This window comes from Heyndrickxia sp. MSNUG, from assembly GCF_049532715.1.
Taxonomy (GTDB): Bacteria; Bacillota; Bacilli; order Bacillales; family Cytobacillaceae; genus Mesobacillus.
In genome coordinates this window covers 1,223,120-1,238,570 of sequence record NZ_CP150978.1, presented here as the reverse complement: position 1 = coordinate 1,238,570, position 15,451 = coordinate 1,223,120, and the positions used below count along the sequence as shown (strand labels likewise).

Here is a 15,451-nt window from a genome sequence, read left to right as displayed (position 1 = left end):
CAATGCTGCATTTTTTATGAAAAGAGCCTCACAGAAATTGAGGAGAATCTATGACGCCAGCAAAAAACCAAGGCCAAAAAATGAGCCCTGTCATCGCTTTGCTGACTGAAATAAAAGAAGAACATGGACCAGACTTCGGCAAAGTCCACTCTTTCTGCGAAGAGCTTCATCAGGAGGTATCCGAGCTGGGAGGAAGCTTTTATGTCTTTTCACTTAAAGGCTTTTCTGATGAAGGAGTTGAGGGATTTTATTATGATGACGATGAGGATGATTGGAAAAAAGGATCTCTTCCCTTCCCAAATGTGATCTACAATCGGATTTCTTCACGGCGTACGGAATATAGCAAGGGATTTAAGGGATTTTTAAATAAATTGGACTCACTGGGAATAAGTATATTTAATCACCGTTTTCTTTCAAAATGGGAAATTCATGAATTTTTAATGAAGGAAGAGCACTTGCATCCTTATATTCCAGAAACACATTTGTTTACGGAACCGGTACTAGAAAATATGCTAAACCAACATGATGAGCTATATATAAAACCTGTGCATGGAAGCCAGGGCCGCCAAATAATCCGGCTGGTAAAAGATGATGGCCTTATCCATGCTTCTTTTTCTCCTGTGCAGCCAAAAGAACTCTCTGCATTCACAAAGGTTAAAAGTTTAGCCCGAGCTTTATCCAACAGAGTGGAAAAGCAGCAGTACATTATCCAACAGGGGATTCAGCTTTCTGAACTAAATGGGAGAAGAATGGACTTCCGGGTCCTATGCCATAAAAATGATCAGCATTTCTGGAAGGTCACATCCATCGTCGCAAGGGTATCAGCTGAACATTACTTTGTTTCAAATATCGCAAGGGGCGGCGAGGTAATGCGTCCAGCCCACACTCTATCTTTGATATTTGGCAAGGAACAGGCAAGACAGCAGCTTGCGCTGATGAAAGAACTGGCTCTTGAAACTGCTGAAGCCATCAGTCAGCATGCCGAAGGGTTGACCGCAGAGCTCGGGATTGATATTGGAATCGATATTAAAGGAAACCTTTGGCTAATCGAAGCCAATTCTAAGCCTTCTAAAAATTTTGAAGAGCGCGGAACGAAAATCCGGCCCTCGACGAAAGCCATCATTGAACATTGCTATGGACTTTTTAAATCTTAAAGTCCAGGAGGAGTATGAGTATGATTTCATTTGGAATGATGTCACTGAACTTAAATAGTGAGCTTTCTTATTTTACAGAGATTGCCCGGCAAGCGAACCCTTCTCTTTTTACCTGCTACAGGTTTGCTCCCACGAGCATCCAACCCTTAAGCCAATTGGCAATAGGAGAACGCTTTGACAATAAACAAGATAAATGGGTCAAGGAAGAGTTCCCTATTCCCGAAATTTTATATGACCGTTGTTTTTATTCCGATGACCTTCTTTCCAAACAATCAATGGCTATTGTCAGATGGCTGAAGAGCCGGTCGGATAAAACCTTCCTCGGAAGCGGCCTTCCAAATAAGTGGGCGATTTATGAGGCATTGTCGACATCCAGCCTCTCTCCGTATATTCCTGAAACCTTTAAAGCGACAGACGGAAAAATGGTGGTCAGCCAGCTGAAAAAATGGAAAAAATCCATTCTTAAGCCCGCATTTGGTTCCGGCGGCTCAGGGATTTACAGCATAGAAAAAGATGGCCGCGAATTCATTGCCGCAGCCGATTTCAGCGGGAAAATGGTACAGAAATATTTTCAAACCGAGAGTGAAACAGAGGATTGGCTGAACCGTCTGTTCAACAAGAAGGAATATCTTATGCAGCCTTATCTTGCATTGACAGATTCGCAAAACTGCCCATTCGACATCAGGATCCTCTTGCAAAAGGATATGACAGGTACATGGACAGTAAGAGGAAAAGGAATCCGCCGTGGAAGCGAAGCCGGCATTATCTCTAACTTAAGCGCTGGCGGTGAGATTTTAGCTTTCGATGACTTTGCAGAATCGCTCAGCATCAAGACAAAAAAATTCATTTTACATGAACTTGATGACATCCTATCCAAACTTCCCGAAATCCTTGAAGCCTCTTTCCCAAAACTTTTTGAGCTTGGAGTAGATATCGGCCTTTCGCAGGATCTTGCCCTGTGGGTGCTTGATACAAATTCAAAGCCTGGAAGAAAAATAATAGCAGCAACAAATCCGGAAATGAAGGAAATTCTTTATAAAGCTCCGTTAGATTATGCCTATTTTCTTAATAAGAATCTGACAGAAAGAGAGGAACAGCACTCATGAGAAAACGATATCCAATTGAGATCATCCATCATTCCAAGCAAATTGTTTTTATCCCGGATGATCTGCCTAACGGTAAAAACATCAGTAAGGTCGCATTCGGAAATAAAGTGCTGGATGTTACGTGCGCTCCTCACCCAAAGGGTCGAAATGTTATCGTATTGAGCAATGATATCCAGAAGGAATTATCCATGCCAGCCCTTACTTCTCCCTTGCATGTGTTTATCGACCAGCAAACTCTGTTCATCGGGCCGTTAATCGGAATCCTTACCTCGGGTTTTACACCTTATCCATTACGGCCCATTGGGGAAAGATCGATGTTCTTTGCAAAGCTCCTTTCCGTCAACAAAATGGTTGGAGCCCTTCCCTTCGTCTTTGGTGAAGAGCATATTGAGTGGGAAAATGGATTGATTAATGGCTATTTTTTTGTAGATGATGGCTGGAAGACAATGAAGATTCCCTTCCCTAACGTTGTTTACGACCGTTTGCCAAACCGGAGGACTGAAAGAATGTCTCAGCTTCGCAGCTTGAAGGCGAGAATGCAGACTGATTATTTGATTCCCTGGTATAATCCAGGTTTCTTCAGCAAGCTTGATGTGTTCGAGAGACTGCAGCAAGATGAAAGAGCGGTTGAATATCTGCCTGAAACCCATCAATTCTCTTCTTTTTCGATCATTGAACGCATGCTCTCAAACTATGGCAATGTATATGTGAAACCTGCAAATGGCAGTCTTGGCCTCGGAATCCATCAAATTCTGTTTGATAAACTGACTGGAGACTATTATTGCCGGTATCGCGATCAGGAAGGCATAAACAAATTAACGAAATTTGACAGCCTTGAAAAGTTGATGAAAAAGGTTTTTCATAAACGAAATCTTTCGCACATGATCGTTCAGCAGGGAATAAGCCTGCTCAGATCTGAGAAACGGCTGATCGATTTTCGGGTCCATACAAATAAGGATGAATACGGACAGTGGCAGGTAGCCGCCATCGCCGCAAAAATTGCCGGTCAAGGAAGCGTCACTACACATGTAAACAATGGCGGGGTCGTAAAATCTCTTGATGAACTATTTGAAAATAAAGAAGAACGAGAGATATATGAAAAGAGGCTGGCTGAGGCGTCCCTGCTTCTTAGTTCGATTTTGGAAAAGAATATGGAAGGAATCATCGGGGAAATCGGCTTTGACCTCGGGATTGATAAATCCGGTAAGGTATGGCTCTTTGAGGCGAATTCAAAGCCTGGCAGATCCATTTTTAAGCATCCAAAGCTGAAGAACTTTGATTTGCTGACACGCAAGCTGTCTCTTTCATTCGGCATTTTCCTGGCTGAGAAAGCAATAACGGCCCCAGAGGAAATTTTCAAATGATTCTCCGCTTTAATTCAGAATCAAAGGAGTGGACACATGAAGCCAGAGCTGAAGAGAATATCAGCTTTGGCTTTAATAAAATGAAGGTTCCTGCTTCATCAGGCTCCCTGCCAGAAAATAGCCACCGTTTTCTTTTAAATAACTTGAATGGGAACGCCGGGCCATTGATTGGCATTATGACTGCCATGAGCAAGAAACTGGCTCTGTCAGGCAATGGACCCTTATTTCACGCCCTCCAGGCTGAAGTTTCAAGTAGGAATGGAATGGTTGTTATCTTTCCTTCTGAAACACTGGCAAAGGATGCAATCACAGGCGTCACTTATTTACCTGATCAGCAGAAGTGGATCCCAATCAAGACTCCCCTGCCCCACCTTGTTTTCAACCGGATTCCTTTCCGCCATGCAGAGCAGCAGCCTGCATTCACTGACGCCGTTAAATACCTTTCTGCCCTGGGAATTCCTTTTTTTAATCCAGCTTTTATTAATAAGAATAAGTTGTACTCCTTATTTTCAAGGCATTCACAATTGCGGGATTTAATGCCAGAAAGCATCGCTATTAAATCGATGATCCAATTAGCAGCATTTCTTGAAAAGCATCCTGGACTCTATTTGAAGCCAGCATCATCCTCAAAAGGCATTGGCATCTTTCGTATCCGGGAGTGCAGTGGCGGAAAAATTGAATTTTTAAGCCATTCTTACCAGCATATTTATCCAAGCATGAAGGAATTCTGGAAAGTGAAAGGCCGGCAGCTAATTAAGCATGAATATATCGCCCAAAAGGAAATTTCCGCTGCCGCAATTGACGGCAAAAGGTTTGATTTCAGGGTTCATGCCCATGATGGACCGGAAGGCTATGAAGTAACCGGGATTGGGATCCGTCAGTCCCAGAAGCAGGACTTGACGACTCACCTGCCAAATGGAGGAGTTATACTGCCCTATATGAATCTCAGAAACGAAAAACATGATCAATTCTTTTCATGGGCAGTTAAACAAATTGGACAGCTGCTAACAGATGAACTCGGCTACTTTGGGGAATTCTCCCTTGACGCTGGGATTTCCGAAAGTGGTGAATACGTAATATATGAAGTAAACTCCAAACCAATGAGCTTCGACGAACCCCACATAGAACAAAAACGCATCACCGCACTCGTTAACCTCTTCTTCCGCAAAACAAGCTTCAATTCCCCTCCGCTGTAACGCGGTAAACCAGCGGGGGTCTGACCCCCATCACTGTAACGCGGTGAATCGGTGGGGGTCAGACCCCCGCTGCGGTGATGCTTTTGTGCGCTATTGTATTGCTGGTATTATATAATAGAGCTACAAGGAATTTTTCAGGGGGATTATTTGTGATTACACACTTTCAGTTCAAACCATTGTTTGAGAATAAGGAGATGCCTGGCTGGCATTTCTCATTTTATTTCAAGAAGCAGAAATACACAGGCATTTACCATCCAAATGGGGAAATTGAATGGACTTCCAGTATTCCACCGGGGGAGTCTGCGGACGCCTTAAAGGCCCAAATCCATGAGCTTATGCTGTTCCATGTATATGATAAATAAGTTGCTGCAGATGATGTATGTTTATCCTGACTTTTCGGAATTCTAACCGTAAAAGCTAGAAGGAGGTCCTTATGAAAGACCCACGTGATAAACAGTTCGCAGATGATTTACAACATGAAGGACGGGACAAGGCATATGTCGATGTCGACCGGATGATCAATGAAGGGATGGCCGGAGGACACGTTTTCCGTGTGGAGAGTGCGGCCAATATCGAGGAAAGCTGTGACTTGTATCCTGAAGACCCTCCAAATGTATAGGGTATGTTCTTCTCTCATCCGGACAAAAAAAAGACACCGCATCCTCAGGATGCTGGTGTCTTATCTGCTTTTTACAATCATGTTTACTGCTTCTTTTATAGCTTCATCGGCATCTTTGCCTTCGTTTGCTGCTTCAGTAATACAAGATTCAAGATTCTTTGCAACGATAAATCCAATTGCACGGTCAACTGCAGATCGAACTGCTGACAGTTGGGTTACAACGTCCTTACAATGGTTTTCTTCTTCCATCATCCGGATAACTCCACGCACTTGGCCTTCTAAACGCTTTAAGCGATTTTTCATTTCTGCTGTGTATTCCATTTTTGTACACCTCTTCCTCTTACGGTACCCCGTATTGTATCTATTATACCAATATTTTTTCCTTTTTTCTACCAGAAACAGCTCAATGGCTATTTAACAATTGATCACTACTCCTGTTATAATAAAAGAAAATTCATCTTTTATCAATTTAAACCTGAGGATACTTATATGATTAATAAAATATTAGCCCATTTCCCGAATTCTGTCACGCAGGATTTTCCCCCAGCTGATGATTCATCAAATTACTATTGGTTTAAGGAAAATCAGGATGACACACTTTGGTTCGGCATCCCTAAAACAGATTTGTCCGCCAGTCAGCATGAACTTCTAAGCATTCTTTTTCATTTTGTTGAAGAGAAAAATAAATCCGGTCTATCCGGTGCTGCTCGTAATTGGCACCAGTTCCTTTTTCACGAGGGAAATCTCCCTTTAACCAACTCAGATGAAGTAAGGTTCATCCAGTTCCAATTTCACACAAAGGAGATGGACCATGAGGAAATCTCCGAAGCATTGCATGGTTTTTTCCCCGATTATATCGTCATCTGGCTGCAGGATTCATATGGATTTTTGGTAGAAGAAAGAAAAGAAGTTTCAGAAACAGCGGATGAGCTTGAATCCATATCTTCCACATTTGAAAGTGACTTTTTTATTAAATTGTCTTTTTATATGGGTAAGTTCAATAAACCCACTGCAAAGCTTCGAGAATTTTTCACGATTGAAAAGCAGCTATTCACGCAAGCTATGAATCACAATACCAGGACTCATGTATATACTTTTGAAAAAATATTCCCGATCTTGCTTGCTTCAACTATGCCGGCAGAGCTTAAAGCAATCCTTGAGACTTCTGTACTTGAAGCCTTTGAAGAAGACAGAGAATTGATGTCCACCATCAAAGTATTTCTGGAAAGCAATTCAAATGCTTCCCTTGCTGCAAAAAAACTTTATGTCCACCGCAATACATTGCAATATAGGATGGACAAGTTTATGGAAAAAACCGGCGTTCAATTAAAAGATTTCGACACTGCTGTAATGGTCTACCTTGCCTGCCTTTATGAAGAAATGCGGTAAACTATGATATTTTAACAAAAGGCTCTGTTAAACAAGGCCATTTGAACACATTGCATAAAAGGGCTTACATTATTTTTGTGCATCCTGCCGATGATTGTTTGTAAGCCTTTCCGCTAAACTGTGTATTGTAGACAAACACTCAGGGAGGCTTTAAAAAATGGCCGAGTTAAAATTAGATCACATTTATAAAATTTATGATAACAAAGTAACAGCAGTAGAAGATTTCAACCTTCATATCCAGGACAAAGAATTCATCGTTTTCGTTGGACCATCTGGCTGCGGTAAATCCACTACTCTACGTATGATTGCCGGACTAGAAGAAATTTCTAAAGGCGATTTCTATATCGATGGAAAGCGCGTGAATGACGTTCCTCCTAAAGATCGCGATATCGCGATGGTTTTCCAGAACTACGCGCTTTATCCTCATATGACTGTATATGATAACATGGCTTTCGGATTGAAGCTCCGCAAGTTCCCTAAGGACGAGATCGAACGCCGAGTTAAAGAGGCAGCTAAAATCCTTGGTCTTGAGCCTTACTTAGACCGTAAGCCAAAGGCACTTTCTGGCGGACAGCGCCAGCGTGTTGCTTTGGGCCGCGCTATCGTACGTGATGCTAAGGTATTCTTGATGGACGAACCTTTATCAAACCTTGATGCAAAGCTTCGTGTACAAATGCGTGCTGAAATTGCAAAGCTTCACCGCCGTTTGAACACAACAACGATTTATGTTACGCATGACCAGACTGAAGCAATGACAATGGCGACACGTCTTGTAGTCATGAAGGATGGAATTATCCAGCAGGTTGGAGCTCCGAAAGAAGTTTACGAAAATCCAGAAAACGTCTTCGTTGGCGGTTTCATCGGATCACCTTCTATGAACTTCTTTACTGGGAAACTTGAAGAAGGCAAATTCACCGTTAATAAATCATCAATCGCAATTCCTGAAGGAAAAATGAAAGTTCTTCGCTCTCAAGGTTATGTCGGAAAAGATATCATCATGGGTGTAAGACCAGAAGACCTTCATGATGAGCCAGTTTTCATTGATGCATCTCAAGGCGCAACTGTAAAAGCAACTGTAGAAGTATCTGAACTTACAGGTGCTGAAACAATGATTTATTCACAATTCGAAGGCCAGGACTTCGTGGCACGTGTTGATTCCCGCACTGATGTTACTCCAGGCCAGGTCATTGAACTAGCATTTGACATGAACAAGGTTCACTTCTTTGATGCAGATACAGAATCTAGAATTCGTCCATAATAGGACATTTATAAAAGCAACCCCAACTTTATGCTGGGGTTGCTTTTTCCATTTTCCAGAGCCTATTCTTTTATCAAAAATACTTTGCCGTTTCCGCAATGGGAACATTTGAAAAGATGCGGGCACTCCTCTTTTGCAAAATCAGCCGGATATCCATCTTCAAGCTTCATTTGGTCTATGGGCATATACGGGCTGTAATCATCATAATAGTCTGCTTCTCTGCCTTTGTTCTCCATGCTTCGACCACAATCGGGACAAGCAGGAGAAAGGCTGCTGAATCCGTTGCAAAGCGGGCACATCCCCATTTCCTTCAGTCCTTTCTGCATTCTGCTATCGATAGTTTATGTTGGAAGATCTATTCATAATCTAAAAAGGTTAATGGTTACGAAATCATCTATTTAGGAAATCCATGTACCCGACCTTTCTCAGGTCGCAATTTACAAGAACAAGCCTTTGTAGTTAAAAGTTCATTATCCGGTGATAAATATTGGAATTAATTACCTGATATTAGACACGAATAAACTTTTTCAAACAAAACATACTAGTTATTAATAAAACAGCAACAAAAACAACGCAGCAACACAAGCAGCAACTAAAACCGTTAACACCAGGCAACTGAACATTGGGTTAAGCCTTAGAAGGCAGCAAATCGTGCGCGCCGGTGCAACTCCGGCTAACCCAGCCAACTCTTCCTTACATGGGTTAAACCAGGCGGCATGACAGCAGTCATGATTGGTTCAATTCCAAACTAACCCAAAAATACAACTTTGATAAACACGAAGGAGGAAACAATAATGGCTAGAAGCAACAACTCTAATCAATTAGTCGTTCCTGGTGTTCAACAAGCTCTTGATCAAATGAAGTACGAAATCGCAACAGAATTTGGCGTACAGCTTGGTGGAGAAACTACTTCACGCGCTAACGGTTCAGTTGGTGGAGAAATCACTAAGCGCCTTGTGCAAATGGCTGAGCAACAACTTGGCGGTTTCCAACGCTAAATTGCAGTAAACAATAAAATAGAATGGCTTTGGCCCCCTTTCATAAAGGGGGCCTCTTAATTTGTTTACTGGTATATGTCATCCAAACTGTTATATCATATTCTCCGGTTTGACCCATTCATCGTATTCCTCTGATGACAAATAACCGCTTTTTATAGCTGCTTCTTTCAAAGTCAAATTTTCCTTAAAGGCTTGCTTGGCAATCTGTGCTGCTTTTTCATAGCCAATATGCGGATTCAATGCTGTAACAAGCATCAGTGACCGTTCCACATGCCCTGCAATCACTTCAAGATTCGCTTCGATTCCTTCTGCACAGTTGTCATTGAACGACCTCATTCCATCTGCTAACAGCCTGGCACTTTGAAGAAAGTTATAAATGATGACCGGTTTAAATACATTCAATTCAAAATTGCCCTGGCTCGCCGCAAAACCAATCGTGGCATCGTTGCCAAATACCTGTGTCGCTACCATTGTAAGAGCTTCACTTTGAGTTGGGTTGACTTTCCCTGGCATAATGGAGCTTCCCGGTTCGTTAGCAGGAATGGATAGTTCTCCAATTCCGCTCCTTGGTCCGCTTGCAAGCCACCTGACATCGTTTGCAATTTTCAATAAATCTGCTGCCAATGCTTTAAGGGCTCCATGCAAAAATACGAGTTCGTCGTGTGATGTCAATGCCTGGAACTTATTTGGTGCCGAATGGAATGTCTCATTCGTTTGTTCAGAAAGCTGCTTTGCCATTTGGATGCCAAAATCTTTGGAAGCATTGATTCCTGTCCCTACAGCTGTTCCGCCAATTGCTAAATCACGGACATACTTCAGCCCTTCAGAAATCATGCGTGCATTCTTGTCAAGCATCGCCCTCCAGCCACTGATCTCCTGCCCCAAAGTCAATGGAGTTGCATCCTGCAGATGTGTCCTGCCTATTTTTATCACATTATTAAAATCTTGTTCTTTTTTCCTTAATGTATTTCTAAATAATTCAAGTGCAGGCAGGACTGCGCCTGTCACTTCTTTTACAGCGGCAATATGCATTGCGGTTGGGAACGTATCATTCGAGCTCTGTGACATGTTCACATCATCATTAGGATGAACCTTTTCGTCTGACTTCCATTGTTCCAACAATTCATTCGCTCTTCTAGCGACCACTTCATTAACATTCATATTGGATTGAGTTCCGCTGCCTGTCTGCCAGACAACAAGCGGAAAATGAGCGTCAAATTTGCCTTCAAGGATTTCGTCACAAGCAGCCTCGATTGCCTTTCCTTTTGCCTCAGGCAGCTTGCCTGCATTTGCGTTCACTCTCGCAGCAGCCTTCTTGACTTCCGCAAAAGCATAGATGACCTCAAGCGGCATTTTTTCGGTACCAATCTTAAAATTCTGCTTGCTCCTCTGGGTTTGTGCTCCCCAATATTTATCTGATGGTACTTCGATTTCACCAATTGTGTCTTTTTCAATACGATAATCTGACAAAACGATCCCTCCTCAACCTCATTATTATACTTATCAAAACTTTTAAAACATTTCCGCCTTTAGGATAACGTTTTTTCTGTTCTTTTCCCAGAAAAGTGCATTAAGAAAAGCGCAAGCGCCTTGGTCAGCCCCGACAAGCGCTGGCCGACTAAAACCGCCACGTCCTGTGGCAACGTCGGCACTAAGACATCGTGTCTGTCGAAGGGCCGACCGGTGAAGTCGTTCTTTGACTTCATTGGGCGGACCGAAACCGAAATGTGTAGCCGACTGCCCAGAAACGCAGAAACTGGAGACTCCGACAAAGAAGCGCTTTTTGCTTCTGCCGGCGGAGTTGAAGTTTCGGAGTTTCTAGGAGGCGAAACTAGACAAGTGACTCGAGGGGCTAGGCGCTGGAGCTGGACATTTCTCGAAGTGAATTTTATACTTTCTTATACATTTAAAAAGCGGAAGCAGTATGTGAACTGCTTCCGCCATTCATTATTTCTCTTATCGCTGATCGTTATGCCTTATGGTAAATTGCATAACCAATATAATAGCCCAGGATCATGATGCTTGCGATGCTTAATGTTACCGTTAAGTCCTCCATGTTTATCCCCCCTGATTGATATTGTTCATTTATTTTTAAATTACCACATGATCACAGAAATCCAGAAAGAGAATTCGTAACTTTTTGTGACAATGATGTGAATATGGATGGGGGGCCATTACACTAGTCTTCTTCAGCTGATTAATAAAAACGCCGCACCCAACCAAGTGAGTGCGGCAAATTTCACTATCCTGCCTTCACCTTGTTTCCAAGCTGAAGCTGATACATTTGATAGTACTTTCCTTTCAGTTCCATCAATTGGTCATGATTGCCCTTTTCCACGATACGGCCGCGGTCGAGAACGAGAATCTGGTCAGCATTCCGGATAGTGGATAGCCTGTGGGCAATGATAAAGGTGGTTCTTCCTTCTTTAAGGATATCCATGGCTTCCTGGATAATCGTTTCTGTTTCAGTGTCGATGCTGGACGTCGCTTCATCGAGAATCAATATGGCTGGATCGAACGCAAGTGCCCTTGCAAAAGAAACGAGCTGCCGCTGTCCGCTTGATAATGTGCTTCCCTTTTCGATCACTGGCTCATCGAAGCCCTTTTCGAGATTTTTCAGCACCCGGTCAGCTCCAACGCTTGCAAGTGCCTTTTCGACAGTTTCCCTTGAAATTTCAGGATGATCGAGGCTGACATTGGAGGCAATCGTCCCTGTGAACAAAAAAGGATCTTGGAGGACAATCCCCATATGCTTACGAAGCGTTTGTCTCGGCATCTCGGCAATATCCATCCCATCGATGAGGATTTTGCCTTCTTGTGGATCATAAAACCTGAATAGCAGATTCATGATCGAGCTTTTACCAGAGCCCGTATGGCCGACTAATGCGACCGTCTCACCTTGCTTCGCTTCAAAGCATAGATCCTTGAGTACGTATTCTCCTTCTTTATATCCGAAGGAAACATGATCAAAAATGACGTTCCCTTTGTAGCGTGGAATCTCCTTCTCAGAAACGTCGATTCCCACCTCATCCATAAGATTAAATACCCGCTCTCCCGCAACAAGTGCCTGTTCCAGGTTTGCAAGCTGATTGACGATTCCCTGGATTGGATTAAACAAGCGGTTGATATAATCAACAAATGCGTAAAGTACCCCTAAGGAAATCACCGAAGACGGCTGCATGGCCTGCGCCCCAAAGTACCAGATGAAGGCTACAAATACAAGGTTTCTCAATACCTGGACAAGGTTATGCGAAGTCGTTGAATTAAGATTCAATAATTTATTTTGGAATGTGAAATGCTCATTATTAAGAGTTTCAAATTCCTGCTTTGTTTCCTTTTCCCTGCTGAAAGCCTGGATAATGCTCATACCCTGGATTGATTCGTTGATCATGCCATTTATGTCACTGACACGCGAACGAATAACATGGTTGTATTTAGATGCGTATTTGCGGTAAAGCTTCGCCCAAATAAACAGGATTGGCAATAACACCAAGCAAATGGCCGCAAGCTTCGCATTTAAAATAAATAGAGCAATATAAATACCAGTAATATAGATTAAACTCGTAAAGAATGTCGAGAGTACGGTTACATATAATTCACGGATTGCCTCTGTGTCATTTGTAATACGGGCAACAACCTTCCCGGCCGGAAGATTATCGAAATACTGGATTGGAAGCCGCTGGATCTGCCTGAACACATCCTCGCGCAGCTTTTGGATAATTCGATTCGCTGATTTTTGCAAGTAAAATTTCTGCCCATACTGGAAGATTGAAGCAATCACCAGCAACCCAAAGTAAAATGCAAGAAGCTTAAAGATGTTCGGAATTTCAGGTTTGTAAAAATCAAGCAAATCATCTCCAGAAAGTACCTCAGCTTCATATTGGGCAGCCTGGGAGCCTTTGTTAATCGATAAAACCCCATTTTCATAGCTGCGTTTTCCATCGAACTCAATCTGACCCTTTACGAACACGAAATTTCGGCCTACTTGAAAAATCCTTGCTGCTTCATCAGTCTGAGCATCTTCAGCCAATCCATTCTTTGAGTAATAGCTGCCTTTATATTCAACTGATTCCGTTCCAGGTTCGGTTTCATACCATACCGATTCAATTCCCAATATATGATCATCAATCAGCTTCTTGGCGATAAACGGACCTGCCAGATCTGCGACAACGGCTACCGTTAGCATCGCCAAGGCAATGATGATGATTTTTTTATAATTTAAAGCATATTGAAACAATCTTTTTCCAGTACTCATATGGAGTGCACCTCCTCTTCGACTGCTTCAGCCTGCTGCCTGATATATTGCTCACAGTACCAGCCGTTCTGAGCCATTAATTGCTGATGCGTACCTTCCTCAACGATTTGGCCGTCTTCAAGGACGACAATTTGATCAGCATGCTCAACTGCAGACATTCTGTGTGTCGTAATGATCGTTGTTTTTGCGTTCCGCTCCCTGCGGATATTATCAATGATTTTTTTCTCGGTCTTCGCGTCTACCGCTGACAGTGAGTCATCAAGAATCAATATTTCAGGATCCTTGATTAATGCGCGGGCAATCGAAATCCGCTGCTTTTGCCCGCCCGACAGTGCTACACCTTTCTCGCCAACTAGTGTCTCCAGGCCTTCAGGGAGCAGCTCAAGGTCCTTACGGAAAGCTGCATGATCAATAATTTCCTGGAGCTCCTGATCTGTCGCTAATGGGTTGCCGAACAGGATATTCTCTTTTACAGTCCTGGAGAAAAGAATGTTCTCTTGGGGAACATATCCCATCCAGCTGCGTGTCTGCCTCAGGCTATGTTCCTGGATTGGCACTCCTGAAACGAGGAGATTTCCGCTGCCCTCAGGGTACTCCCTTAGCAGCTGTTTGATTAAAGTGGTCTTCCCGCTTCCTGTCTTGCCGACAATCCCGAGCGTTTCGCCGCGATTTAAATGCAGTTTTATATTATCGAGATTATTGACCTTTGATGAGGGATACTTAAAGGTCAGATCTGACATCTGAATGTATTCAGGCTCGTTGCCTTCAACAGGCTTTACTGGATCGGCAACATCCTCTTTATAAGCCAAAGTTTCGTTCAGGCGGTCCAATGAAGCATTACCGCGCTGCATGACGTTTATAAGCTCTCCGATTGCGAACATTGGCCAGATGAGCATCCCAAGATAAACGTTAAAGCTGACTAGCTCACCCAAAGTCAGTTTCTGCTGGAATACTAAATATGCGCCATATCCTAAGCCGATCAAATAGCTTAAACCTACAAGAATCTTAATCGTCGGCTCGAACAAGGAATCAATTTTTGCTACCTCGATATTCTTGCTGTATACATCCTCCGTCAGTTCATGGAACCGTCCTTCATCCGCCTTTTCCTGTACATAGGCTCGAATGACTCTCACTCCTGAAACCGATTCAAGCACCCTGTCATTCAACTCCCCAAAAGCATCCTGGGCAGCAGTGAATTTCGCATGAATCTTTTTTCCGTAAATGTTGATCATAACTGCCATAATCGGCAGAGGGATAATGGAAACAAGCGTGAGCTCCCAGCTGATGAAAAATCCCATCATGAATAGGATCGTCAGCATAAAAAAGGTTGAGTCCACTATCGTCAGGATTCCAAAACCGGCTGTGACTGATATTGCTTTCAAATCATTTGTCGCCCTAGCCATCAAGTCACCGGTCCTGTTCTTTTCAAAAAATGCCGGAGCCATTTTTAAAAGATGCTTCATAAAGCGGCTCCTGAGTTTCCTTTCAATCAGGAATGCCCCGCCAAATAACTGATACATCCATACATAAGTGATCAGATAGGATATGACCGTAACAAGCAACAGTCCGCCTAGATATTTCCAGATGACGGTTTGAGTCATCGTTCCGAGCTGAATTGAATCGATTGCCATTCCCACAATCTTTGGCGGAAGCACATCCAGTACTCCGGCAAAAATCAATAAGGAGATCGCAACGCTGTAACGCTTCCAGTTTTCTTTAAAAAACCAGCTTAACTTCGATAAAACCGATAACATTCCAACACTCCCTTTCTATTCAATAATCTTCACTAACCGCTTTCCAGCTTTTCACCATTTACTAATTTTTTCACATTTACACATACCATCTTTTTTCCTCCTCTGGATCAAATTATCAAGGGTCTGGATTAAGAGTTAAGTTCATTCTCTGCCTGTCTTTAAGACCTGGAATCTTGAAAACAAAAAAAGACATACCGCGGCATGCGATATGTCTTAAGTCAACTGATAAAGACAGAAAAAGGCACACGTCACGTGAAATACGCAACCGGTGCCTTTGAATGAACAGAGTAAAAACAATTAAAAACTCAGTATCGTTTAAAGGACAGGTTACGTTTATTAAGTTTTTCGTATCTTGCAA

General features: G+C 42.8%; 14 protein-coding genes. 9 read left to right on the top strand and 5 right to left on the bottom strand.

Annotation, left to right across the window (positions count from 1 at the left end):
- The first annotated feature begins 50 nt into the window (after positions 1 to 50).
- The 6 genes from AABM38_RS06100 to AABM38_RS06075 all read left to right on the top strand — a co-directional run bounded on the left by AABM38_RS06100 (position 51) and on the right by AABM38_RS06075 (position 5,439).
- Positions 51 to 1,154 (top strand): YheC/YheD family protein, encoded by a 1,104-nt coding sequence (locus AABM38_RS06100; RefSeq protein ID WP_423409594.1) that lies wholly within the window; start codon positions 51 to 53, stop codon positions 1,152 to 1,154.
- Positions 1,155 to 1,174: 20 nt separating this feature from the next.
- Positions 1,175 to 2,260 (top strand): YheC/YheD family protein, encoded by a 1,086-nt coding sequence (locus AABM38_RS06095; protein ID WP_423409593.1) that lies wholly within the window; start codon positions 1,175 to 1,177, stop codon positions 2,258 to 2,260.
- Complete coding sequence (locus AABM38_RS06090; protein ID WP_423409592.1) at positions 2,257 to 3,624, top strand: YheC/YheD family protein; 1,368 nt, start codon at positions 2,257 to 2,259, stop codon at positions 3,622 to 3,624. The genes AABM38_RS06095 and AABM38_RS06090 overlap by 4 nt, the downstream gene beginning before the upstream one ends.
- Positions 3,621 to 4,820, top strand: coding sequence for a YheC/YheD family protein (locus tag AABM38_RS06085; protein ID WP_423409591.1), 1,200 nt, complete (start codon positions 3,621 to 3,623; stop codon positions 4,818 to 4,820). The genes AABM38_RS06090 and AABM38_RS06085 overlap by 4 nt, the downstream gene beginning before the upstream one ends.
- Positions 4,821 to 4,969: 149 nt before the next feature.
- On the top strand, positions 4,970 to 5,182 hold the full coding sequence (locus tag AABM38_RS06080; RefSeq protein WP_423409590.1) for a YheE family protein: 213 nt from the start codon (positions 4,970 to 4,972) through the stop codon (positions 5,180 to 5,182).
- Positions 5,183 to 5,253: 71 nt separating this feature from the next.
- Positions 5,254 to 5,439 (top strand): hypothetical protein, encoded by a 186-nt coding sequence (locus AABM38_RS06075; protein ID WP_423409589.1) that lies wholly within the window; start codon positions 5,254 to 5,256, stop codon positions 5,437 to 5,439.
- Between the two features lie 60 nt (positions 5,440 to 5,499).
- Here AABM38_RS06075 and AABM38_RS06070 read toward each other — a convergent pair whose 3' ends face one another.
- Positions 5,500 to 5,760, bottom strand: a complete 261-nt coding sequence (locus AABM38_RS06070; RefSeq protein ID WP_335378276.1) for a metal-sensitive transcriptional regulator — start codon at positions 5,758 to 5,760, stop codon at positions 5,500 to 5,502.
- A 168-nt stretch (positions 5,761 to 5,928) separates the two neighbouring features.
- Here AABM38_RS06070 and AABM38_RS06065 point away from each other — a divergent pair, with 168 nt between their 5' ends.
- Positions 5,929 to 6,828, top strand: coding sequence for a PucR family transcriptional regulator (locus tag AABM38_RS06065; RefSeq protein ID WP_423409588.1), 900 nt, complete (start codon positions 5,929 to 5,931; stop codon positions 6,826 to 6,828).
- Between the two features lie 157 nt (positions 6,829 to 6,985).
- On the top strand, positions 6,986 to 8,086 hold the full coding sequence (locus tag AABM38_RS06060; RefSeq protein ID WP_423409587.1) for an ABC transporter ATP-binding protein: 1,101 nt from the start codon (positions 6,986 to 6,988) through the stop codon (positions 8,084 to 8,086).
- A 62-nt stretch (positions 8,087 to 8,148) separates the two neighbouring features.
- Here the strand turns inward: AABM38_RS06060 and AABM38_RS06055 are convergent, their stop codons facing one another.
- On the bottom strand, positions 8,149 to 8,391 hold the full coding sequence (locus tag AABM38_RS06055) for a hypothetical protein (protein ID WP_423410670.1): 243 nt from the start codon (positions 8,389 to 8,391) through the stop codon (positions 8,149 to 8,151).
- 489 nt (positions 8,392 to 8,880) lie between these two features.
- On the opposite strand from AABM38_RS06055, the gene AABM38_RS06050 reads away from it, so the two are divergent.
- Positions 8,881 to 9,084: a small, acid-soluble spore protein, alpha/beta type gene (locus AABM38_RS06050; RefSeq protein WP_207499032.1), complete on the top strand. Its 204-nt coding sequence runs from the start codon at positions 8,881 to 8,883 to the stop codon at positions 9,082 to 9,084.
- Positions 9,085 to 9,174: 90 nt separating this feature from the next.
- Here AABM38_RS06050 and fumC read toward each other — a convergent pair whose 3' ends face one another.
- The 3 genes from fumC to AABM38_RS06035 form a co-directional block, all read right to left on the bottom strand.
- Positions 9,175 to 10,554 carry a class II fumarate hydratase gene (gene fumC, locus AABM38_RS06045; protein WP_423409586.1) on the bottom strand — a complete coding sequence of 460 codons (1,380 nt, stop codon included), beginning with the start codon at positions 10,552 to 10,554 and terminating at the stop codon, positions 9,175 to 9,177.
- Between the two features lie 772 nt (positions 10,555 to 11,326).
- Complete coding sequence (locus AABM38_RS06040; RefSeq protein ID WP_423409585.1) at positions 11,327 to 13,339, bottom strand: ABC transporter ATP-binding protein; 2,013 nt, start codon at positions 13,337 to 13,339, stop codon at positions 11,327 to 11,329.
- Entirely contained in the window at positions 13,336 to 15,093 is a 1,758-nt protein-coding gene (locus AABM38_RS06035; RefSeq protein ID WP_423409584.1) for an ABC transporter ATP-binding protein, read from the bottom strand. The genes AABM38_RS06040 and AABM38_RS06035 overlap by 4 nt, the downstream gene beginning before the upstream one ends.
- Between the last annotated feature and the right edge of the window lie 358 nt (positions 15,094 to 15,451).